The organism is Streptococcus cristatus ATCC 51100 (assembly GCF_000222765.1).
Taxonomy (GTDB): domain Bacteria; phylum Bacillota; class Bacilli; order Lactobacillales; family Streptococcaceae; genus Streptococcus; species Streptococcus cristatus.
Map to the genome: position 1 here is coordinate 107,824 of NZ_AFUE01000007.1, position 21,505 is coordinate 129,328.

Consider the following 21,505-nt stretch of genomic DNA (forward strand, 5'->3'; position numbering starts at 1 on the left):
TCCCTATTGGAAATGGCTCTATATTTTAGATTTTCCTCTGTAAATCTTAGCAATCAAGTAAAAAACGAACAAACATAAGTTGTTCGTTTTACTTTGTTGACTTTGTCTAGCTAAGATTAAGCTTTCACTTCAATAATCGCATCGCCTTTAGCAACAGTTCCTTCTGCTACTGGAGTCACAGATGCGTAGTCAGCTGTGTTAGTCACGATAACCATAGTCGTGTCATCCAGACCAGCTGCTGCGATTTTAGCTGAATCAAAAGTTCCAATAATATCGCCAGCTTTGACTTTAGAACCTTGAGAAACTTTTTGATCAAATCCTTCGCCATTCATAGAAACTGTGTCAATACCAACGTGGATCAAGATTTCAGCACCATTAGCTGTCTTCAAACCATAGGCATGGCCTGTCGCAAAAGCAATTGTCACTTCCGCATCGGCTGGGGCATAAACGACACCTTCAGTTGGTTTGATCGCAATCCCTTGACCCATAGCTCCGCTTGAGAAAACAGGATCATTTACATCGCTCAAAGCTACTGCACTACCAACAATTGGAGAAATGATTGTTTCATCTTGGAGAGCTGCTGGAACATTACCAGTTGTTTCTTCTTCGACAAGGCGCTCTGTAGTAGCATTTGTAGCAACTTCAGCTTCATCTTCGTAACCAAACATGTAAGTAAGAGCAAAACCAAGAGCAAATGATACAGCTACCATGAAGAGATATTGGAAGAGCTGTCCATTACCGATGTAAAGCATGGTACCTGGGATGATGGTGATACCATTACCAGTACCAGCAAGTCCAAGGATAGAAGCCAATCCACCACCGACAGCACCAGCGATCAATGAAAGGAAGAATGGTTTGCGGTAACGCAAGTTAACCCCGAAGATGGCAGGCTCTGTAATACCAAGGAAGGCAGAGAGAGCAGCTGGGAAGGCAAGAGTTTTAAGTTTAGGATTTTTAGTTTTGACACCAACAGCAACGGTTGCAGCACCTTGAGCTGTCATAGCTGCAGTGATGATAGCGTTGAATGGGTTAGCATGGTCAGCTGCGAGCAATTGTACTTCAAGCAAGTTGAAGATATGGTGTACACCTGATACGACAATCAATTGGTGAACTCCGCCGATCAGCAAACCACCTAGACCGAATGGCAAACCAAGAATAGCTTTTGTACCAATAAGGATGTAGTTTTCAACAACGTGGAAGACTGGTCCGATCACGAAAAGTCCAAGAATTGACATCACCAAAAGGGTTACAAATGGTGTGACCAAAAGATCCAAGACATCTGGCACAACCTTACGGACAGCTTTTTCAAACTTAGCTCCGACAACCCCGATAATGAAGGCTGGAAGAACAGAACCTTGCAAACCAACGACTGGGATGAAGCCGAAGAATTTCATTGCAGTCACTTCACCACCAGAAGCAACAGCCCAAGCATTTGGAAGTGAGCCTGAAACAAGCATCATACCAAGAACGATACCAACGGCTGGATTTCCACCGAATACACGGAAGGTTGACCAAACCACCAAACCTGGTAGGATAATGAAGGCTGTATCTGTTAAGATTTGAGTATAGGTCGTTACATCATCTGGAAGCGTCATTCCAAGAGCGTTCAAGAGACCACGAACACCCATGAAGAGACCAGTTGCTACGATAACTGGGATGATTGGTACAAAGACATCACCGAAAGTACGGATGGCACGTTGGAACCAATTCCCTTGCTTAGCAGCTTCTGCTTTCATGTCATCTTTTGATGAAGTTGGCAAACCTAAGGCTACAACTTCGTCATAGATTTTATTAACCGTACCAGTACCAAAGATGATTTGGTATTGGCCTGAGTTAAAGAAAGCTCCCTGAACTTTTTCTAGATTCTCGACAGTATTTTTGTCGATCTTTCCTTCATCTTTAACCATAACGCGCAGACGAGTCGCACAGTGGGCTACACTGTTAACGTTCTCACGTCCACCCAAGGCTTCGATGACCTTTTTTGCAATTTCAGTATTGTTCATTTGCAAAAATCTCCTTATAAAAATATTGTAAAACTTTTTGAAAGCGATTTTATCACCTTTACGAATATTATTTTACCATGATTCAGAGATATGTCAAGCGTTTTGCAGAAAAAATATTTTTTTACTATTAAATGTTGATTTTTCAGCAGAAAACGTTTACTATAGTAATAAGAAATAATATGATTCGGAGGACAAAAGATTGGCTTGGACGACTGAAAAACGCTACAAACGCTATGAAGACTGGACTCAGGAAGAGCTACAGCAGATCAAAGAAAACATCGCTAAATCTCCTTGGCGGACTAACTACCATGTGGAGCCTCAGACAGGTCTGCTCAATGACCCCAACGGCTTCTCTTATTTTGACGGCAAGTGGGTGGTTTTCTACCAAAACTTTCCTTTCGGGGCTGCCCACGGTCTCAAGTGCTGGGTTCAATTAGAAAGCGATGACCTAGTTCACTTCACTGAAACCGGCCTTCGGGTGCTGCCAGATACTGCTCTGGACAGCCACGGTGCCTACTCAGGCTCTGCCATGCAGTTTGACGACAAGCTCTTTCTCTTCTACACTGGCAATGTTCGTGATGAAAATTGGGTGCGTCACCCCTATCAAATCGGTGCCTTGTTAGACAAATCAGGCAAGCTCGAAAAAATCGGCAAGGTTTTGATTGAGCAGCCTGCTGAAGCGACCGACCACTTCCGCGATCCACAGATTTTCAATTACAAAGGGCAATTCTATGCCATTGTCGGTGGGCAAAATCTAGATAAACAAGGCTATGTCAAGCTTTACAAGGCAATTGATAACGACTATACCAACTGGGAAGCCGTTGGCGATTTGGACTTTGCCAATGACAAGACGGCCTATATGATGGAGTGTCCTAATCTAGTCTTTATCAATGACCAGCCAATCCTGCTCTACTGCCCTCAAGGTTTGTCTAAGGACGTACTGGACTATGGCAACATTTATCCAAATATGTATAAAATAGGTCAATCGTTTGACACAAATCAAGCTGCTATGATTAATCCTAGCCCTATCCAAAATCTGGATTATGGTTTCGACTGCTACGCGACCCAAGCCTTTAACGCACCTGACGGTCGTGCTCTGGCTGTCAGCTGGCTAGGTTTGCCTGATGTCGAATACCCATCTGACCGCTTCGACCATCAGGGTGTCTTCTCTCTCGTCAAGGAATTAACCCTGAAAGACGGCAAGCTCTACCAATACCCAGTGCCTGCTATCAAGAATTTGCGAGCAGAGGAACAGCCTTTCACTCCTCTGGCAGAAAGCAAGAACAGCTACGAACTAAAGCTAAAGCTCGCTACGGACACCGAACATGAAATCGTCCTCTTTGCAGACAAGGACGGCAAGGGGCTACGCATCAACTTCGACCTCAAGGAAGGACAAGTGACAGTTGATCGCAGTCAAGCGGGCGAGCCATTCGCTCTGGACTTTGGAACCAGCCGAAGCTGTGATATTGGCAAGGAAGCAACGAGCGCTACTATCTTCATCGATAAATCGATTTTTGAAATTTTCATCAATAAAGGAGAGAAAGTATTTTCCGGCCGTGTCTTCCCGAGAGAAGACCAGACAGGCATTGCCATTACCAAGGGCAATCCAACCGGTACTTACTATGAATTAGATTATGGTCGCAAAGCTAACTGATGTAGCAAAACTAGCAGGAGTCAGCCCTACAACTGTTTCCCGCGTCATCAATAGGAAGGGCTACTTATCCGACAAAACGATTTCCAAGGTTGAAGCAGCCATGCGAGAATTGGCCTACAAGCCCAACAATCTGGCGCGCAGCCTCCAAGGAAAATCAGCCAAGCTAATTGGACTCATTTTCCCAAATATCAGCAATGTCTTTTATGCAGAATTGATTGGCAAGCTAGAGCATGAGCTCTTTAAACAGGGCTATAAAACCATCATCTGCAATAGCGAGCATGACTCAGACAAGGAGCGTGAGTACCTTGAGATGCTGGAGGCCAATCAGGTGGATGGTATCATCTCCGGCAGTCATAATCTAGGCATCGAAGACTATAATCGCGTAACTGCTCCTATCATTTCCTTTGACCGTAACCTTTCACCAGATATTCCAGTTGTCTCCTCAGACAACTATGGTGGTGGAGTGCTGGCTGCTCAGACCTTGGTCAAGGCTGGCGCTCAAAATATCATCATGATTACTGGTAATGACAACTCCAATTCCCCAACTGGGCTGCGCCATGCTGGCTTCGCCTCTGTTCTACCAGACGCTCCAATCATCAATGTCTCTAGCGATTATTCTCCCGTCCGCAAGGAAATGGAAATCAAGCATATTTTAACCCATGAGAAGCCAGATGCTATCTTTGCTTCAGATGATTTAACAGCCATTTTAGTGATGAAAGTCGCTCAGGAGCTGAACATCCAGATTCCAAAAGATTTAAAAATCATCGGCTACGACGGAACCTACTTTGTGGAGAACTATTATCCTCAATTAGCGACTATTAAACAGCCGCTGAAGGATATTGCCAAACTTCTGGTGGATTTATTGCTACAAAAAATTGACAAGCAAGAAGTCACAACGACCGGCTACTTCCTGCCTGTGAACCTCTTGCCTGGCAAAAGCGTATAACTTTTTTGATCTCACTAAATTCCTTCATCTTGACGAATCCCCCAAAGGTTTGGCAGAAACCAACTTTTGGGGGACTTTTAATATCATTAATCCCTAGCAATTACTTCAATGTTAGCTCCGTCTAGGAAGATTTTCTTTTATAACTAAGTTTGAAGTAGCTAGCCGAGACCTAGGCTGCAATGATTTTATAGGAAAAGTAACTAACCGAGGCCTAAGTTGCACAGTTCAATCCCTGATTACTTTTTGGTCTCATAGTCACTACCGTTTTCCTTAGGCTATCACCTGCATTCAATATCATTGTTCGTTCTTTTAGAAAGATTAGGTTTTCCCAAATTCTAAAGGAAATCAAACTAATCTACATAGAAAAATCTTCTATAAATTCGCGCAATCGTTAAAATTATGATTAAAAGTATAGCTATTATAGACAATACTATTTTCCCAAAACTTATTTCCGAACGGATTATAAAAATGTGAAAGAGAGGTGCCAATCCTACACCTATAGCAATTAGATAACTAGCAAAGTTTATGGCACCAAGACCTGCAAAAAAATGTTTCATTTCAATACCCAACTTTTTACCTTTCATTTCATGGTGACTCTCTCTAAATCAGTTTCATTGTTTACTTCTTACCTTTTCAAAGAAATTTGATAGTAAATGTACTCCACTGAGGGCTATTACTATGTCAATTGGTAAGAAATAGTAATCCCATATAAAATGAGACAAAATCAATGATAGAAATAAAATACAATCAATATAACTATTCTTAAAATGTTCTGCGATTTTATGATATAGAAATGCAATAATAACTGAAATCAAAACAATCGTCATGCTTATCCTCCTGTAATCTGCAAATAATCCATGTATTCACCTGCTCCAAGCTCTTCCCCTTCTTGGAATTTTTCAAGTACCTTAAAACTTTTAACAATACAATCTATTAGATACTCCCTTGGGGCGATCTCATATCCAAACATAATAAATGCAACACTGACCGTTATTAGCATTATCTTTAAGATAGTCATTAAGCACCGCTCTATTGCAATTCCAACTTCTAATTTAATCTATTCTTTTTTCAAACCGAAACATTCCGTCTGGAAATTGCTCATCAAATTCCTTAACATCCGCTTCTGGCTCATTTGGGTCAGGATGAAATTTATTAAAAAATTCAACAATATGAAACCCACATCTATTTACATAAAAATGTATATTACGCTGCTCAAAGTATGGTGTCATAGTCTCCCAAATTTTGACTTCTGGATGTAACTTTTCAATTTGACACCAAGCAGCATATCCAACTCCCTTACCGTGAGCATCTGGGGAAACGAATAGCAGGTCTAAACTTCCTTTTTCTCCATCAACTTTAATTACAGCACCGCCAACTTTTTTCTCTTCAAGAATAATACGATAAGCCTTTCCGTGGTCAATGGACTGTTCGATGGTCTCTCGTGAAATGATTTGACCATCTTCTTCAAAGTGGTTATCTCTACACCCAAACTCCTCCAAAGCCCCGTAGTTAAAAGCTTCCTGATTATCCAAAATAAACAGCTCTCGGTCATCTTTTTCCATCAAACATAACTGTATATCTTTTTCCATTTCAACACACCTACAATCTCTAATTTGTCTACACCGCTTTAATCTTCTCATTTATCAATTCAATAAAAGCGATCACAGTCGCTCCTCTCATCGGAAGACCATCAGGACTAAATATGTATTCTACCTATTATACCATTCTTATTACTTTATTTTATTATTTCTTACAAGCTTTTAGATAATTGTAGATATATTCCATAATTCTGTGTAAACGCTCAAGTAGAGTTACGAAGTGTTAATCAAATAAGCTTTCAAGGGTGTCAGAACATTTCCAAGTGTCATCGCGACGTCCATAAGCGGGGATCAAAGCTGAACTAAAGTTCCCATTACGATCTCTTGGAATGGTTAACTGAACAGTCCCATATTTGGTTTCAAATTTCCGTGAATAGGTTCCGTTACGACTATTTCCAGTATGATAGCCTACTTTATCGTAAGGCTCATCCCCTAAAAAGGCTGATAACTCCGCTTGAAGAAGATCATTCATGGCTGTTTCAAGAGAAGAACGGCAACATTCATCAATATCTTGCTGTTGGGCTAGGAAGTTAAGTAGTTCTGTGGTAAACTGAGTCATAGAAATAAATCTCTTTCTAGTAATGTTTCGCAACTCTACTATAACGGATTTATTCCTTTTTTGTGTTTACACAACTTATTTTACACTACCACTATACAAAAACAGACAGGAATTTTTTCAACATTATCAAGTTTACTATCAGTTTAAATTTCCCCGTATAGCCCTATTCAAATAGTTATTAAATCCAAAGATTCCCCTCAAAAACTCTCTTCTAAAGAGGCTGCTTTTAAGGCGTTTTTCTCTTATCTCTTTCTTTTCTTACTTAGACTGACTAGACCATTCCTCATCTCTAAAAAACCTAGTAAAAATCCTAAGAAACGAAAGCGATTTATCCTATAAATAAAGATGAAAAGCACATTCGAAGTCTAGATTACCACGATTCTATAGGAAAAATGAACAGCCGAGGCCTAGATTGCCATGATTCTATAGGAAAAGTGAACAGCCGAGACCTAGATTGCCATGATTCTATAGGAAAAGTGAACAGCCGAGACCTAGGTTGCTATAATGGAAACTTTTTAAGAATTATCAGCAACTGCAACTATCAAAAACCAAAAAAGCTGAGACAGTCGTCTCAGTCTTTTTCTTCTGTTATAAATTGGCTTAAAATACCATTGATAAACTTACTTGATTTTTCATCAGAAAATTGCTTGGAAAGTTCAATGGCTTCATTGACCGCTACTCGCTCGGGAGTATCGAACTCTGTCATTTCAAAGATGCCTAATCGCAGGATATTCTTTTCCACCAAAGTTAGACGCTCAACTGTCCAGCCTGCTTTCAAGTGCTGGGCGATTTTCTTATCTAACTCTTCCTTGGACTGGAGCACTCCTGTGACCAAATTGAGTAGAAATGCTGGAATATTGACCTCAGCATCCGTCTCTTCTTCGTCCTTATCATAGGTATAGGCAAAGCGGCAAGCCTCAATGGCATCACCCTCATACTCCAGACTCATCAAAGCCTGAAAAGCCCGCTGACGTAGCTCTCTTCTAGATTCTAACAAAACATCAGTCATTGAGGAAATCCTCATCAAATAGATCTTTCAAATCTGGTTTTGGTGATTTTTCTGGAACAATGCCTGCCACATGGATATTGACAGCAGACAGCTCCACTTCAGCCATATCGCTTACAGCACTCTTGACTGCTTTTTGAATTGCAACTGCAACTGTTGGTACACTGATACCGTACTCCAGATATAGGTAGATATCAACTGATATGTCGCCACTTTCATCCGTATGCAGCGCAACACCGCGTCCAAGCGTACGCATAGAAAGGCTATCTGACATGCTTTTATTTGCAAAAGAATGAACGCCCTCTACCTTAGCCGTAGCAATGGCAATAATTTTTTCCAAGACTCGTGGCGCAATAACGATTTCGCCTAATTGTTCGTTTGCCATAAGAATTCCTTTCTATATGAAAGATTGAAATTACGCACGAGAAACGTAAGTTCCTTCTGCTGTATTGATGACCAATTTTTGTCCAACTTCGATGAAGTCTGGTACGTTAACAACAAGACCTGTTTCAAGAGTTGCTGGTTTACCAGAACCTGTTACAGTAGCACCCTTGATAGATGGTTGTGTTTCTGTTACCACCAATTCAACAGTTGTAGGTACTGTCACACCGATCACTTCTGATCCGTAGAATTGGATTTTCACATCTGAGTTTTCAAGGATGTATTTCAATTCTTCCTCTACGTTGACTACTGGGATTTCGTATTGGTCATAAGTCTCAGTATTCATGAAATAGGCAGTGCCATCCATTTGGTACAAGTATTGTGCTGGTACTGTTTCGATGATCGCTTGTTCAAATTTTTCTTCTGGACGGTAGCTAGTCTCAAATGTAGAACCAGTACGAACATCACGCAATTTCATACGCATGATAGTATTTCCCTTACCTGGTTTGTGGTGACTTGCTTCCAAGACGCGGATCAATTTACCATCAGCAGTTTCAAAAGTCATTCCAGCTTTCAGCTTACTTGCTTCAATCATTTGTTTTTTACCTCTTTAATAAATAATTTACTCTTTATTCTACCATAAAGCTTGATAATTCTCAAATCACAATCAATTCTTTTGGAGCAAGGGTCAAGACCTCACAACCAGTCTCTGTGATCAGAAGGTCATCTTCGATCCGAACGCCATATTTGCCATCCAGATAGATACCCGGTTCATCCGTCAGAACCATGCCGGCCTCAATCGGATCTTCTGACTTGCCAAAGTAAGGAATCTCATGGATATCCAGCCCAATACCATGGCCAATTCCGTGGCTGAAGTAAGGTCCGTAGCCTGCATCGTTGATAATTTGACGAGGAATCCGGTCAAAATCAATACAGCTGAGTCCAGCTTTAGCCGCTTCTATCAAGGCTTGATTGCTACGCAGGACAATATCATAAATTTCCCGCTCTTCATCCGTCACCTGCCCCACATGAACAGTCCGCGTCATATCGCTGACATAGTGATTGTAGTAGCAACCAAAGTCCATGGTCAGGGTTTCACCATTTTGGATGACCTTGTCACTAGCCACACCGTGCGGCATAGCAGAACGGTAGCCCGAAGCGATGATGAAGTCAAAGGAGGCACCTGAAGCACCTAACTGGCGCATACGAGCATCCAAAAAGTTCATGACAGCCAGCTCTGTCGTCTGACCAGGCTTAATAAAGTCCAGCACGTCTAGGAAGGCTTGATCAGAAATCTGGCAAGCCTTGCGAATAGTCGCGATTTCTTGCTCATCCTTGATCATGCGCAAATTTTCGATAAAGGCTGTCATCGGCACCAGCTCATGACCAGCAAACACACTTTCCAGCATCTTGAAGTAAGCATAGGAAATTTCATCATCAAAACCGATTTTTGCCAACTTGTCGTCTGTAATGATTTTAGCAATTTCTCCAACTGCATCCCGTGTTTCAACAATATCAAAGCCCTCAACCACGCCCTTGGCAATCAAGGTATAACGAGAATCTGTCAGGAAAATTCGTCGTGACTTGCTGATGAAAACCGTCGCTTCTGTCCCGCTGAAACCAGTCAGATAGTAAATATTTTTCAGATTGGTTACTAAAACAGCATCGCATTCTGTCTGAGCCAAGGCTGCTTCAAATTTTTCAACTCTTGATAACATGAGAAAACCTCCGTAAAATAATTCGATTGAGTATCGTAAAATAGAAATTCTGCTGATGAAGAGTCGTTACTCTTCGTCTTTTGTTTCTTTTTGCGTCTTTTCCACATTGCGCTGATAGGCCTGAATCTGTCGTTCCAACTCCCGTTTGATCGCTGGTTCTGGCGCATATTTTTCTTCCCAGTCATCTGGTTTGAGGATTTTATGGGTCACTGGATCAAAATGCGCTTTTCCATCTGGGAAAATTTTCCCCATATTGGCCTGATGGACAATATCGAAAATCCGCTCAGGATCAACTCCCATCAAGACAAAGCTACCGTAAGTAAAGTAGAGCGTATCGATCAGAGCATCAACTTGACCAACTAAAGAAATTTCTGCCTTGCTCTTACTACGAACCTTGGCAGCAGCCTTATCTAAAGCCTCGTGCATTCTAGCCATCGACTGATCAAATTCTTCCTCTGAAGAGCTGGCAGCTCTGAGAAATTCAACCAACTCTTCCAACTTGAAGTCAGCACGGTGCCGAGCTTCCTCTGGTGTCCAAGCGATGGGTTCTTCCTGCGTAGACTCATCCATGACACCATGGAAAGTCTTGACCTTATTGAAATGGTGATCGCTGGATACAAAGACTTTCTCACTGGCCAAAATACCGAAATGTTCTAGCGCCCGATGAATCCCATCCTGACTATTGCTGCTAGTCGTATGCTTGGCTACTTCTTTGACAGAGCTGGTGCCATTTCCCATAGCAATAGACAAGCCAACTCCCGACAGCATTTCCAAGTCATTGTCAGAGTCGCCGAAGGCCATGACCTGATGAATATCAAAGCCATACTCTTGACCGACTAGACGAATCCCCTCCAGCTTGGACATCCCTTGATTGATAATGTCCGCCGCATAAGGGCTCGAACGAGTAAATTTCAAATGTGGGAAATCCGCTTCAATCTTTGCACTCTCAGCCGGATCCGCCAAAATCAGAACTTGATAGATAGGCTCTTGAATCAATTTCAACAGATCTTCTTCATGCTGAGGCAGGGCCTTACTTACAATCTTGTTAAAACCATGGCTCACCGTCCGAGTCATCTTCCTAGGAATAAACTGGGTAGCCCACTGAGAAAAGGAACTCATACCAAAGGTCATAATTTTTGAACCTTGCATGGCCTGTTCTGTCCCCAAGGAAATCTCTTTTCGGTGTTCCTTGGCATAGGCAATCAGATCACGCAGGCTCTGCTTATCAATCGGTGTGGCAGAGATGACCCTATCTTTTGAAAAAATATACTGACCATTGTAGGTGACAGCAAAGTCTAAATCTAGCTTGTCCATAAAAGGCTTGACAAAGAAGGGGCCCCGACCTGTTGCCAAACCGACCAAAATCCCTTGTTCCTGCAAACTCTTAATGGCAGCCTCTGTCGATTTCAAGACGGTTCGACTGTCATTAATCAAGGTTCCATCTATATCAAAAAAGACGGCTTTTATTTCCATTGATTTTCTCATTCTTTCCTTTTATGATACAATAAATTATAACACAATTCACGGAGAAGCACATCTATGAATAAGCAGATTTTAGTTTTACATACTGGTGGAACCATTTCCATGCAGGCTGACGGAAGTGGTGCCGTCAATAGCAGCCAAGACAATCCCATGAATCATGTGGCTGTTCCTTTAGATGGTATTGAAGTGACGGTAGTTGATTTCTTCAACGTTCCCAGTCCTCACATCACTCCCCAGCACATGCTCGAACTCTACCAAAAAATCAAGGCTGACGCTGACCAATACGACGGTGTGGTCATTACCCACGGAACCGATACTCTAGAGGAGACTGCCTACTTCCTTGATACCATGGACCTGCCTGACATCCCTGTCGTTTTGACCGGAGCTATGAGAAGTTCAAATGAACTCGGCAGTGACGGAGTTTATAACTACCTGACTGCTTTACGGGTAGCCAGCGACGAGAAGAGTCGAGGCAAGGGCGTTCTCGTCGTCATGAATGATGAGGTGCATGCTGCCAAGTATGTCACCAAAACCCACACCACCAATGTCAGCACCTTTCAAACTCCGACGCACGGTCCTCTAGGCCTGGTCATGAAGCAGGAAATTCTCTATTTCAAAACAGCAGAACCTCGCGTCCGCTTTGACCTGACTAGCATTTCAGGGCTGGTACCCATCATTCCAGCCTATGCCGGTATGAAAACAGAAGTGCTTGATATGCTGGATTGGCAAAAGCTAGACGGCCTCATCATCGAAGCCTTTGGCGCAGGCAATCTGCCAAAAGAAACTGCGGAAACATTAACAGCGATGGCAGAATCTGGCCTCCCCATCGCTCTCGTTTCACGCTGTTTCAACGGCATTGCTGAGCCTGTCTACGCCTATGAAGGCGGCGGTGTCAAGCTGCACCAAGCCGGAATCATGTTTGTCAAAGAGCTCAATGCACCGAAGGCTCGCATCAAGTTGCTGATCGCCCTCAATGTCGGCCTAAGTGGTCAAGCATTAAGAGACTATATAGAAGGATAGAAAACCAAGCTTGTCTACTCGCTTGCTAGGCATTATTTCTTGATTTTCCTTTATAAATGCTGTATCCCTCGATATAAAGTCCATAAATATTCTTAGCCTTAAGCTAAGTTATAAATTCAAAAAAAGAGTCTGGGACAAAAGTCCTAGACTCTTTTTTTGTCTTTGGATTGTAGAGCAAGACGCAATGGTTGAGTGGGCTCTACTATGCTGATTTCATCAGCTTTTACAGCCCTACTCAACTGTGCGGAGGTGGGACGACGAAATCGAATTCTAACGAATTACCGATTTCTGTCCCACTCTCTCTTTTTCTTGTTTTTATGAATTTGGATCATCTAGACTGCGGCCATGAAGACCTTTCTCGCGCTGAACTTGGCGCAACTTTTCAGGCGTCACATCATTGCCATCCTCATCAACGATCTTGATGCCCTCAATATGATGGCGAACAGAACGACGGTAGCCTTCGATGTACTCTTCACGAAGCTTGGCTTGTTCTACTTTTTCCTCAGCAGTTAGGCCTTCTGTTTTTTCTTTTTAGCCAGTTCGTTGATGCGTTCAATTTTTTTAGGATCCATGATTCTACCTCTCTTACCTTTCATTTGGTATTAATCTGATTAAACTGCGCCAGCTGTCCCGCTTTGGCTGTCAAAGAAGACAGGAGAGCTAGACGGTTGTTACGCACAGCCTCATCTTCTGCCATAACCATGGTATGGTCAAAGAAAGCGTCAATAGCTGGACTGAGGGCAAAAAGTTGATCCAGATTAGCAGCTAAGTCAGGCGTCAGCTCCACTTTTTCAATAGCAGCTGCCAAGTCTTTTTCCTCTTGATTTTCAAAGAGTGCTGAATTAACAGCTGTCTGCCCTTGGGCTTTCTCAGCTAGATTAAAGACACGAGACAGGCTTTCGACTGCTGACTTAAAGTTGTCTTCCTGAGCTTTCTCAGCTAGAAGTGCAGCTGTTTCTACCAAATCGCGTACGACAAAGTTAGTGCTTTGAAGAACAGCTGTCACGATGTCTTTTGGAATGCTGCGATCCATCATTTTCTCAACGCGGGCACGGAAGAAGTCCAGCACGGCCTCTTGATTTTCATAACTTAGACTATCAAACTTCAGTTCGTAAAGTCGACCAAGAAGCTGAGCCAAGTCAATGTTCCAGCCAAACTTGTCCAAGATATGCACGACACCTTGAGTCGCACGGCGTAGTGCATACGGGTCATTGGAACCGCTCGGAATCAAGCCAACTGAGAAGAAGGACAGAATAGTATCCAACTTATCAGCCAGAGCCAAAACCGCACCGACCTTGGTGTCAGGCAATTCGCCATCGGCTGATGTCGGCATATAGTGCTCCCGAATGGCAGCCGCCACCGCAGCATTCTCACCAGCCAGAAGAGCATACTTCTCGCCCATGATTCCTTGCAGCTCATCAAACTCACCAACCATGCCAGTCAGCAAGTCAAACTTATAAATAGCCGCGGCACGAGCCAAGTCGGCTGTCTCATCAGCATCCAATCCTGCTTCTTGCGCCAAGAGAGCAGCAATCTTGCCAGTCCGCTCCATGTGCTCCGCCAGAGAGCCAATCTTTTCGTGGAAGGTCACATTGCTCAGCTTTTCAACCAAGTCGGCAATAGCTAGTTTTTGGTCTTCCCGCCAGAAGAATTCCCCATCTTCCAGACGAGCCACCAAGACTTTTTCATTTCCTTTGATGACATTTTCTAAGTGCTCTGCATTTCCGTTGCGGACAGAGATAAAGTGCGACAAAAGCTTGCCTTCAGCATCGCGCACAACAAAGTAACGCTGGTGCTCTTTCATGGAAGTTACCAAGACTTCTTCAGGCACTTCTAAGTATTTGGCATCAAAATTACCTAGGAAAGCAGTTGGATATTCTACCAGATTCAAGACTTCATTAAGCAAGTCTTCGTCAATCTCAATAGAAACCCCGTGCTCCTGCTCTAAGGCCCGAATCTGTTCGATAATCATCTTTTCCCGCTCAAGAGGACTGGTAATGACAAACTGAGCCCACAGGTCATCTTCATAAGAATCTGCTGAAGCAATCTCCGTTTCTCGCCCTAAGAAACGGTGTCCACGGCTAGTACGACCGCTCTTAATGTCCAAGAATTCCAAATCAAAGGCCTGCTCATCTAAGAGTACAGTCAAAGTATGAACTGGACGGATATATTCAAAGGTGTTATTAGCCCAGTGCATGCTGACAGGGAAGGTCAAAGCTTGCAGAACTTCCGTTACTGCTGGGATGATTTCCTCTACTGGGCGGCCGATTTCTTCCTTGGTCACATAGACGTATTCTTCGCCCTTGATTTCACGGAAAGTAATGTCCTCAACCGTTAAGCCCTTGCCACGGACAAAACCTTCGGCAGCCTTGGTAAAGTTGCCATCTGCGTCCAGAGCAATTTTCTTAGAAGGGCCCTTGAAATCTTCGGTCAAATCAGACTGCTTGTCCGCCAAGCCAACCACGCGCACCGCCAGACGACGAGGTGTGGAGAACATTTCAATTTTCTCAAAGGTCAGACGATGGTCTGTCAGGAAGGCTCCCATCTTGTCGCGCAGCTGCTTCATGCTCGGTGTCACGACATAGGCTGGCATTTCCTCCAAGCCTAATTCAACTAATAAATTTTTTACCATGATTATTCTCCCTCCTCTGCCAAGAGTTTCTCGCGAGTCTCTGCATCCAAAAGTGGATAGCCCAGACGCTTGCGCTCAGCCACAAAGGTCTTAGCGACAACACGAGCTAGATTACGAATACGAGCGATATAACCAGCCCGCTCTGTCACAGATACTGCTCCACGCGCATCCAAGAGGTTAAAGGTATGTGAGCATTTGAGAACATAGTCATAGGCCGGGTGCACCAGATGTTCGTCCAGACAGCGCTTGGCTTCTGCTTCAAACCTCTCAAAATTCCCCAAGAGCAAGTCTTGGTCGCTGACCTCAAAGCTGTACTTGGAATGCTCATACTCAGGATGAGTGAAAATTTCACCGTACTTAACACCATCAGCCCACTCAATGTCGTAAACTGAGTCCACTTCTTGGATATAAGAAGCCAGACGCTCCAGACCATAAGTCACCTCAGCTGTCACCGGTTGAGTTGGCAGACCTCCGACCTGCTGGAAGTAAGTGAACTGCGTGATTTCCATACCATCCAGCCAAACTTCCCAGCCCAGACCAGCTGAACCAGTTGACGGATTTTCCCAGTTATCCTCGACAAAGCGGATGTCGTGCTCCAGCGGATTGATGCCCAAGAGTTCCAAAGACTGCAAATAAAGTTCTTGGATATTGCTTGGAGATGGCTTCATAACCACCTGAAATTGGTGGTGCTGGTAAAGACGGTTGGGATTTTCTCCATAACGCCCATCTGCTGGCCGACGAGATGGCTCTACATAAGCCGCATTCCAAGGCTCTGGCCCAATAGCCCGCAGGAAAGTATAAGGACTCATCGTTCCCGCCCCCTTCTCATTATCATAAGCCTGCATAAGCATACAACCCTGGTCGTTCCAGAACTGCTGTAAAGTCAAAATTATTTCCTGAAAGGTAAGTTTCTTAGACATTTTTTACTCCTTTAGTTTCTTGAGATTTCTTGCGCTAGGTCTGTCCTCTGTTCTCTTTGAACAAGTAAAAGAACCACATCCGACAGTCCTAGGCTCTTCAACCTAGGGGCGTCAAAACGCGGTTCCACCCTAATTTATTACTTCATTACGTTTAAAAATGTTTATCGAAAGCGCCATCTGCACTGCTTCCCTATCTGGCTCCCACCAACCCAGACTCGCTAAAAAGTAGACAATGAGAATTCTTTCTAAAAAAGATTATAGCAGAAAATAGATAATTTGTAAAATACTTCTTGGACTTCAACTATAAATTCCTCCTATATAAATTTACTTTCTATCAAGAAAGCAGATAAGCATTTTCATAGAAATTTTCATCTACTTTCATATATTAACCTAGTTACATTGACAATCTAATCTTCATCTAATTATTTAGTGAGAAGAAAAGATCAAAAAAGACTGATATAACAGCGTTTCCCAAGGGAAATAGAATTTGAAAATGATTGTCGCCTCGATTCAGGTACTTGCATTTTTCATGAAAACGTTTTATAATAATAGTTAGCCTTAAAGTTTTCTTAAACTTAAGTCAAACATTTTATAAGGAGGAAAAACAATAATGAGTATTGGAATCATTATTGCCAGCCACGGTGAATTTGCTGCCGGCATTCATCAGTCAGGTTCTATGATTTTTGGTGAGCAAGAAAAAGTTCAAGTTGTAACTTTCATGCCAAACGAAGGTCCTGATGATCTGTATGCAAAATTCAATGACGCTGTGGCTTCGTTTGATGCGAACGATGAGGTATTGGTCTTGGCTGACCTTTGGAGTGGGTCTCCATTTAACCAAGCTAGCCGTGTCATGGGTGAAAATCCAGACCGCAAGTTCGCGATTATTACAGGTTTGAACCTGCCTATGCTAATTCAAGCCTACACAGAGCGCATGATGGATGCAAACGCTGGCGTAGATGCTGTCGTTGCAAACATTATCAAGGAAGCTAAGGAAGGCGTAAAAGCACTTCCAGAAGAGCTAAATCCAGTCCTAGAAAGCGCTGCTCCTGCTGCTGCACCAGTTGCTCAAGCGGCTATCCCAGAAGGAACTGTTATCGGAGACGGCAAGCTCAAAATCAACCTTGCTCGTATCGATACACGTTTGTTGCATGGACAAGTTGCAACGGCTTGGACTCCAGATTCAAAAGCAGACCGTATCATCGTTGCTTCTGACTCTGTAGCTAAGGATGAACTTCGTAAAGAACTCATCAAACAAGCTGCACCCGGTAATGTTAAAGCAAACGTTGTTCCAATTGATAAATTGATTGCTGTTTCAAAAGATCCACGCTTTGGTAATACGCACGCTCTTATCTTATTTGAAACTCCGCAAGATGCCCTACGCGCTATCGAAGGTGGTGTGCCAATCAAGACCCTCAACGTCGGCTCAATGGCTCACTCAACTGGTAAGACAATGGTCAACAACGTTCTGTCAATGGACAAGGACGATGTGGCAACTTACGAAAAATTGCGTGACCTCGGAGTTGAATTCGACGTACGTAAAGTACCAAATGATTCTAAGAAAGATTTGTTTGACTTAATTAACAAAGCCAACGTTCAATAATCTGAACCGTTTCGCTCTCATATTATTATGAAAGGATTTAAAACATGTCTATTATTTCTATGGTTTTAGTAGTCTTTGTTGCCTTCCTAGCTGGTCTTGAAGGTATCTTGGACCAATTCCAATTCCACCAACCATTGGTTGCATGTACCTTGATCGGTCTTGTAACTGGTAACTTAACTGCTGGTGTTATCCTTGGCGGATCTCTTCAAATGATCGCTCTTGGTTGGGCTAACATCGGTGCTGCCGTTGCTCCTGACGCTGCCTTGGCTTCAGTTGCTGCTGCTATCATCATGGTTCAAGGTGGAGATTTCACTGACAAAGGTATCACAGTTGCAACTACAATCGCGATTCCTCTTGCCGTAGCTGGTCTCTTCCTTACTATGATTGTGCGTACTATCTCTGTTGCCTTGGTTCATGCTGCAGACTCTGCTGCTAAAAAAGGCGACTTTGCTAGCGTTGAACGCGCGCACTTTGTAGCTCTCCTTCTCCAAGGACTTCGTATCGCTATCCCTGCAGCCCTTCTTCTTGCTATCCCTGCAGAAGCAGTACAAAAATTGCTTGCTATGATGCCTGATTGGTTGGCAGGCGGTATGGCTGTCGGCGGGGGAATGGTTGTTGCCGTTGGTTACGCTATGGTTATCAACATGATGGCAACTCGCGAAGTATGGCCATTCTTTGCTATCGGTTTTGCTCTTGCTGCTGTTAGCCAATTGACTTTGATTGCCCTCGGTGCTATCGGTGTAGCAATCGCCCTTATCTACCTCAACCTTTCTAAGAAAGGCGGAAACGGTGGTGGCGGTTCTGCTACATCTAACGACCCAATCGGCGATATCCTAGAAGACTACTAAGAAAGGAGCTGCTATATCATGACTGAAAAAATTCAATTATCTAAATCAGACCGTCAAAAAGTTTGGTGGCGTTCTACTTTCTTGCAAGGTTCTTGGAACTATGAACGTATGCAAAACTTGGGTTGGGCTTATTCTTTAATTCCAGCTCTCAAGAAACTTTACACTAAAAAAGAAGATCAAGCTGCTGCTCTTGAGCGTCACTTGGAATTCTTCAATACTCACCCATACGTTGCTGCTCCAATCATCGGTGTAACACTCGCCCTTGAAGAAGAAAAAGCAAACGGTGCAGAAATTGACGATGCAGCTATCCAAGGGGTTAAAATCGGTATGATGGGACCTTTGGCTGGTATCGGTGACCCAGTCTTCTGGTTCACCGTTCGTCCGATCCTTGGAGCACTCGGTGCATCTCTTGCTCTGTCAGGAAATATCATCGGCCCACTCCTCTTCTTCGTTCTTTGGAATGCGATCCGTATGGCCTTCTTGTGGTACACTCAAGAATTGGGTTACAAGGCTGGTTCTGAAATCACTAAAGACATGTCTGGTGGTATCCTCCAAGACATCACTAAAGGTGCTTCAATCCTTGGTATGTTTATCTTGGCTGTTTTGGTAGCACGCTGGGTAAACGTTAGCTTTGCGCTTCAATTGCCATCTACAAAACTCTCTGAGGGAGCTTACATCAACTTCCCTAAAGGTGCTGTAACTGGCGAGCAACTTCAAAAAATCTTGGGTGATGTTGCAGGCGGACTGAGTTTGACTCCTGAAAAAGCAAATACCCTTCAAGGACAAATTAACTCTTTGATTCCAGGTTTGATGGGACTTCTCCTTACCTTCCTCTGCATGTGGTTGCTTAAGAAGAAAGTTTCTCCAATCACAATCATCATCGGACTTTTCGTTGTTGGTATCGTTGCCCGCGTTATTGGTTTGATGTAATCAAAAAGAAGGTTTCGGCCTTCTTTTTATTATGGTATAATAGCTATAGTATTTAAAAGGGAGATGTTCTATGGCGCAATCGCAAAATAAATCGATTGAATTTCAAACGACAGGGGTTTCCTATCTGGGTTTAGGTGGCAAGGTTGGGAAGTTTTTAGTTGGTGATGTTGCACTGGAATTCTACGCCGACGCTAATGTAGAAGACTATATCCAGCTACCTTGGTCTAGCATCCAGCAGATCGGTGCCAATGTCTCTGGAAAAAATGTCAGTCGCCATTTTGAAGTCTTTACAGACAAGGGCAAGTTTCTCTTTGCCTCCAAGGACACTGGAAAGATTCTCAAAATTGCACGGCAACATATCGGAAATGAGAAAGTTGTCAAATTGCCTACCTTGATCCAAACAATTGGCCAATTCTTTAAAAATCTATTTGCAAAAAAATAGAAAATCCTGTATAATCTAGGAAACGGATAAGTAAGACTATCGCTTCTTTCAGAAAGTCTGCGGGTGCTGCGAGCAGATAGGAGCCTAGTGTGAAATTCTACCGTTGCAATACAACTACATACATAATCAAGTGCACACCTGTGAAGTTGGATGGAACCGCGGCCTAGCCGCTCCAACAGTTTCCTCGGTGTGCTTTTATTTTTTGGAGGTTTTATGTTAGATTTAAAACGTATTCGGACAGACTTTGATGCTGTCGCAGAGAAATTAGCTACCCGTGGCGTAGCAGCTGATGTGCTCAATCAAATGAAGGAAATTGATGAGCAGCGACGTGATTTGCTGGTGAAAGTAGAAAATCTCAAAGCAGAACGCAACACCGTTTCTGCAGAGATTGCCCAAGCCAAACGCAACAAAGAAAATGCAGATGACAAGATTGCAGCCATGCAAAAACTATCTGCCCAAGTCAAGGACTTGGATGCTACTTTAGCTGAATTGGATGCTAAGTTGACCGAGTTCACCACAACCCTGCCAAATATTCCACACGATAGCGTGCCAGTCGGAGCAGACGAGGATGACAATGTAGAAGTTCGCCGCTGGGGTACACCTCGCCAATTTGACTTTGAAGCTAAGGCTCACTGGGATTTGGGCGAAGACTTGGATATTCTAGACTGGGAACGTGGCGCAAAAGTTACGGGAGCTCGCTTCCTCTTCTACAAGGGATTAGGAGCTCGATTAGAGCGTGCTATCTACAACTTCATGCTGGATGAGCATGGCAAAGAAGGCTATACAGAAGTCATCACTCCCTATATGGTCAACCACGACTCTATGTTTGGTACTGGCCAATATCCTAAGTTCAAAGAAGATACCTTTGAGCTAAGCGATACTAACTTCGTTCTGATTCCGACTGCTGAAGTTCCACTGACCAACTACTATCGCGATGAAATTCTAGATGGCAAGGAATTACCAATCTACTTCACAGCTATGAGCCCGTCTTTCCGCTCTGAAGCTGGTTCTGCTGGTCGTGACACACGCGGTTTGATCCGCCTGCACCAATTCCACAAGGTTGAAATGGTAAAATTTGCCAAGCCAGAAGAATCTTATGAAGAGCTGGAAAAGATGACTGCCAATGCAGAAAACATCCTGCAAAAGCTCAATCTGCCTTACCGTGTCGTTGCTCTTTCTACTGGCGACATGGGCTTCTCAGCTGCTAAAACCTACGACTTGGAAGTCTGGATTCCAGCGCAAAATACCTACCGTGAAATCTCTAGCTGCTCTAACACAGAAGATTTCCAAGCTCGTCGAGCTCAAATCCGCTACCGTGACGAAGCAGATGGCAAGGTCAAACTCCTCCACACTCTCAATGGATCTGGACTGGCTGTCGGACGTACAGTGGCTGCTATCTTAGAAAATTACCAAAATGAAGATGGTTCTGTGACCATTCCTGAAGTCCTACGTCCGTACATGGGTGGCTTGGAAGTCATCGCACCAAAATAAACAATGAAAGGTCCGAAACAATCGGACCTTTTCTTATTTTACTTAAGGAGAAATCCAACAGTTCAAAAAGATAAAGGAAATATAGGATTTTCTACTTTAAAAGAGAGTGGGACAGAAATCGGTAATTGGTTAGAATTCGATTTCGTCGTCCCACCTCCGCACAGTTGAGTAGGGCTGTAAAAGCTGATGAAATCAGCGTAGTAGAGCTAGAGCCCACTCAGCCACTGCGTCTTGCTCGACAATCCAAAGACAATTGAGAGGCTAGGACTTTTGTC

The 21,505-nt window shown here is 43.4% G+C and carries 21 protein-coding genes and 2 pseudogenes; 8 read left to right on the plus strand and 15 right to left on the minus strand.

The window, feature by feature from the left end; genetic code table 11:
- Positions 1-116: 116 nt before the first annotated feature.
- Positions 117-2,003, minus strand: a complete 1,887-nt coding sequence (locus HMPREF9960_RS06055; protein ID WP_005591796.1) for a sucrose-specific PTS transporter subunit IIBC — start codon at positions 2,001-2,003, stop codon at positions 117-119.
- 199 nt (positions 2,004-2,202) lie between these two features.
- Here HMPREF9960_RS06055 and HMPREF9960_RS06060 point away from each other — a divergent pair, with 199 nt between their 5' ends.
- Positions 2,203-3,657 carry a sucrose-6-phosphate hydrolase gene (locus HMPREF9960_RS06060; protein WP_005591795.1) on the plus strand — a complete coding sequence of 485 codons (1,455 nt, stop codon included), beginning with the start codon at positions 2,203-2,205 and terminating at the stop codon, positions 3,655-3,657.
- Positions 3,638-4,603 (plus strand): LacI family DNA-binding transcriptional regulator, encoded by a 966-nt coding sequence (locus tag HMPREF9960_RS06065; RefSeq protein WP_005591794.1) that lies wholly within the window; start codon positions 3,638-3,640, stop codon positions 4,601-4,603. Before HMPREF9960_RS06060 ends, HMPREF9960_RS06065 begins: the two co-directional genes overlap by 20 nt.
- A 350-nt stretch (positions 4,604-4,953) precedes the next feature.
- On the opposite strand, the gene HMPREF9960_RS06070 is transcribed toward HMPREF9960_RS06065, so the two are convergent.
- The 11 genes and pseudogenes from HMPREF9960_RS06070 to HMPREF9960_RS06115 form a co-directional block, all read right to left on the minus strand.
- Entirely contained in the window at positions 4,954-5,160 is a 207-nt protein-coding gene (locus tag HMPREF9960_RS06070; RefSeq protein ID WP_037586275.1) for a hypothetical protein, read from the minus strand.
- Between the two features lie 54 nt (positions 5,161-5,214).
- Positions 5,215-5,430: a hypothetical protein gene (locus HMPREF9960_RS10820; RefSeq protein WP_005591792.1), complete on the minus strand. Its 216-nt coding sequence runs from the start codon at positions 5,428-5,430 to the stop codon at positions 5,215-5,217.
- A 2-nt stretch (positions 5,431-5,432) separates the two neighbouring features.
- Positions 5,433-5,621: a hypothetical protein gene (locus HMPREF9960_RS06080; RefSeq protein WP_005591791.1), complete on the minus strand. Its 189-nt coding sequence runs from the start codon at positions 5,619-5,621 to the stop codon at positions 5,433-5,435.
- Between the two features lie 34 nt (positions 5,622-5,655).
- On the minus strand, positions 5,656-6,192 hold the full coding sequence (locus HMPREF9960_RS06085) for a GNAT family N-acetyltransferase (protein WP_005591790.1): 537 nt from the start codon (positions 6,190-6,192) through the stop codon (positions 5,656-5,658).
- Between the two features lie 28 nt (positions 6,193-6,220).
- The gene (locus tag HMPREF9960_RS11070; RefSeq protein ID WP_345908511.1) at positions 6,221-6,307 is read right to left on the minus strand and encodes a hypothetical protein; all 87 of its coding nucleotides are present in this window, start codon (positions 6,305-6,307) and stop codon (positions 6,221-6,223) included.
- A gap of 159 nt (positions 6,308-6,466) precedes the next feature.
- Positions 6,467-6,760, minus strand: a pseudogene (locus HMPREF9960_RS06090) (transposase); the annotation flags it as partial.
- A 571-nt stretch (positions 6,761-7,331) separates the two neighbouring features.
- Complete coding sequence (nusB, locus tag HMPREF9960_RS06095; protein WP_005591788.1) at positions 7,332-7,769, minus strand: transcription antitermination factor NusB; 438 nt, start codon at positions 7,767-7,769, stop codon at positions 7,332-7,334.
- Positions 7,762-8,151 carry an Asp23/Gls24 family envelope stress response protein gene (locus HMPREF9960_RS06100; protein ID WP_005591787.1) on the minus strand — a complete coding sequence of 130 codons (390 nt, stop codon included), beginning with the start codon at positions 8,149-8,151 and terminating at the stop codon, positions 7,762-7,764. Before HMPREF9960_RS06100 ends, nusB begins: the two co-directional genes overlap by 8 nt.
- A 30-nt stretch (positions 8,152-8,181) precedes the next feature.
- A complete protein-coding gene (gene efp / locus HMPREF9960_RS06105; RefSeq protein ID WP_005591786.1) occupies positions 8,182-8,742 on the minus strand; it encodes an elongation factor P in 561 nt (186 codons plus the stop codon).
- Positions 8,743-8,803: 61 nt separating this feature from the next.
- Positions 8,804-9,865 carry a M24 family metallopeptidase gene (locus tag HMPREF9960_RS06110; protein WP_005591785.1) on the minus strand — a complete coding sequence of 354 codons (1,062 nt, stop codon included), beginning with the start codon at positions 9,863-9,865 and terminating at the stop codon, positions 8,804-8,806.
- Positions 9,866-9,931: 66 nt separating this feature from the next.
- The gene (locus HMPREF9960_RS06115) at positions 9,932-11,338 is read right to left on the minus strand and encodes a Cof-type HAD-IIB family hydrolase (RefSeq protein WP_037586256.1); all 1,407 of its coding nucleotides are present in this window, start codon (positions 11,336-11,338) and stop codon (positions 9,932-9,934) included.
- Between the two features lie 66 nt (positions 11,339-11,404).
- Here HMPREF9960_RS06115 and HMPREF9960_RS06120 point away from each other — a divergent pair, with 66 nt between their 5' ends.
- Positions 11,405-12,367, plus strand: a complete 963-nt coding sequence (locus tag HMPREF9960_RS06120) for an asparaginase (RefSeq protein WP_005591783.1) — start codon at positions 11,405-11,407, stop codon at positions 12,365-12,367.
- Positions 12,368-12,682: 315 nt separating this feature from the next.
- On the opposite strand, the pseudogene HMPREF9960_RS10090 reads toward HMPREF9960_RS06120, so the two are convergent.
- From HMPREF9960_RS10090 to glyQ, 3 genes and pseudogenes are all read right to left on the minus strand, one after another.
- Positions 12,683-12,939 (minus strand): annotated as a pseudogene (locus HMPREF9960_RS10090) (DUF896 family protein).
- Positions 12,940-12,959: 20 nt separating this feature from the next.
- Positions 12,960-14,999 (minus strand): glycine--tRNA ligase subunit beta, encoded by a 2,040-nt coding sequence (glyS, locus tag HMPREF9960_RS06125; protein WP_005591781.1) that lies wholly within the window; start codon positions 14,997-14,999, stop codon positions 12,960-12,962.
- Positions 15,000-15,001: 2 nt separating this feature from the next.
- On the minus strand, positions 15,002-15,919 hold the full coding sequence (gene glyQ / locus HMPREF9960_RS06130) for a glycine--tRNA ligase subunit alpha (protein WP_002911276.1): 918 nt from the start codon (positions 15,917-15,919) through the stop codon (positions 15,002-15,004).
- Between the two features lie 610 nt (positions 15,920-16,529).
- Between glyQ and HMPREF9960_RS06135 the strand changes: the two genes are divergently transcribed.
- The 5 genes from HMPREF9960_RS06135 (at position 16,530) to serS (ending at position 21,230) form a co-directional block, all read left to right on the plus strand.
- Positions 16,530-17,519: a PTS sugar transporter subunit IIB gene (locus HMPREF9960_RS06135; RefSeq protein ID WP_005591780.1), complete on the plus strand. Its 990-nt coding sequence runs from the start codon at positions 16,530-16,532 to the stop codon at positions 17,517-17,519.
- Positions 17,520-17,563: 44 nt separating this feature from the next.
- A complete protein-coding gene (locus tag HMPREF9960_RS06140) occupies positions 17,564-18,367 on the plus strand; it encodes a PTS mannose/fructose/sorbose transporter subunit IIC (RefSeq protein ID WP_005591779.1) in 804 nt (267 codons plus the stop codon).
- A gap of 18 nt (positions 18,368-18,385) precedes the next feature.
- Positions 18,386-19,297 carry a PTS system mannose/fructose/sorbose family transporter subunit IID gene (locus HMPREF9960_RS06145; protein ID WP_005591778.1) on the plus strand — a complete coding sequence of 304 codons (912 nt, stop codon included), beginning with the start codon at positions 18,386-18,388 and terminating at the stop codon, positions 19,295-19,297.
- A gap of 70 nt (positions 19,298-19,367) precedes the next feature.
- Positions 19,368-19,739 (plus strand): DUF956 family protein, encoded by a 372-nt coding sequence (locus HMPREF9960_RS06150; RefSeq protein ID WP_005591777.1) that lies wholly within the window; start codon positions 19,368-19,370, stop codon positions 19,737-19,739.
- A 213-nt stretch (positions 19,740-19,952) separates the two neighbouring features.
- On the plus strand, positions 19,953-21,230 hold the full coding sequence (gene serS, locus HMPREF9960_RS06155; protein WP_005592303.1) for a serine--tRNA ligase: 1,278 nt from the start codon (positions 19,953-19,955) through the stop codon (positions 21,228-21,230).
- The last annotated feature ends 275 nt before the right edge of the window (positions 21,231-21,505 follow it).

Coding starts and splice junctions, on each gene's coding strand:
- HMPREF9960_RS06100 (WP_005591787.1), bottom strand. CDS start 8,151: ATGGCAAACGAACAATTAGGCGAAATCGTTATTGCGCCACGAGTCTTG.
- HMPREF9960_RS10820 (WP_005591792.1), bottom strand. CDS start 5,430: ATGACGATTGTTTTGATTTCAGTTATTATTGCATTTCTATATCATAAA.
- HMPREF9960_RS06080 (WP_005591791.1), bottom strand. CDS start 5,621: ATGACTATCTTAAAGATAATGCTAATAACGGTCAGTGTTGCATTTATT.
- glyQ (WP_002911276.1), bottom strand. CDS start 15,919: ATGTCTAAGAAACTTACCTTTCAGGAAATAATTTTGACTTTACAGCAG.
- HMPREF9960_RS06065 (WP_005591794.1), top strand. CDS start 3,638: ATGGTCGCAAAGCTAACTGATGTAGCAAAACTAGCAGGAGTCAGCCCT.
- HMPREF9960_RS06120 (WP_005591783.1), top strand. CDS start 11,405: ATGAATAAGCAGATTTTAGTTTTACATACTGGTGGAACCATTTCCATG.
- HMPREF9960_RS06070 (WP_037586275.1), bottom strand. CDS start 5,160: ATGAAACATTTTTTTGCAGGTCTTGGTGCCATAAACTTTGCTAGTTAT.
- nusB (WP_005591788.1), bottom strand. CDS start 7,769: ATGACTGATGTTTTGTTAGAATCTAGAAGAGAGCTACGTCAGCGGGCT.
- HMPREF9960_RS06055 (WP_005591796.1), bottom strand. CDS start 2,003: ATGAACAATACTGAAATTGCAAAAAAGGTCATCGAAGCCTTGGGTGGA.
- serS (WP_005592303.1), top strand. CDS start 19,953: ATGTTAGATTTAAAACGTATTCGGACAGACTTTGATGCTGTCGCAGAG.
- HMPREF9960_RS06150 (WP_005591777.1), top strand. CDS start 19,368: ATGGCGCAATCGCAAAATAAATCGATTGAATTTCAAACGACAGGGGTT.
- HMPREF9960_RS06140 (WP_005591779.1), top strand. CDS start 17,564: ATGTCTATTATTTCTATGGTTTTAGTAGTCTTTGTTGCCTTCCTAGCT.
- efp (WP_005591786.1), bottom strand. CDS start 8,742: ATGATTGAAGCAAGTAAGCTGAAAGCTGGAATGACTTTTGAAACTGCT.
- HMPREF9960_RS06135 (WP_005591780.1), top strand. CDS start 16,530: ATGAGTATTGGAATCATTATTGCCAGCCACGGTGAATTTGCTGCCGGC.
- HMPREF9960_RS06110 (WP_005591785.1), bottom strand. CDS start 9,865: ATGTTATCAAGAGTTGAAAAATTTGAAGCAGCCTTGGCTCAGACAGAA.
- HMPREF9960_RS06145 (WP_005591778.1), top strand. CDS start 18,386: ATGACTGAAAAAATTCAATTATCTAAATCAGACCGTCAAAAAGTTTGG.
- glyS (WP_005591781.1), bottom strand. CDS start 14,999: ATGGTAAAAAATTTATTAGTTGAATTAGGCTTGGAGGAAATGCCAGCC.
- HMPREF9960_RS06085 (WP_005591790.1), bottom strand. CDS start 6,192: ATGGAAAAAGATATACAGTTATGTTTGATGGAAAAAGATGACCGAGAG.
- HMPREF9960_RS06115 (WP_037586256.1), bottom strand. CDS start 11,338: ATGGAAATAAAAGCCGTCTTTTTTGATATAGATGGAACCTTGATTAAT.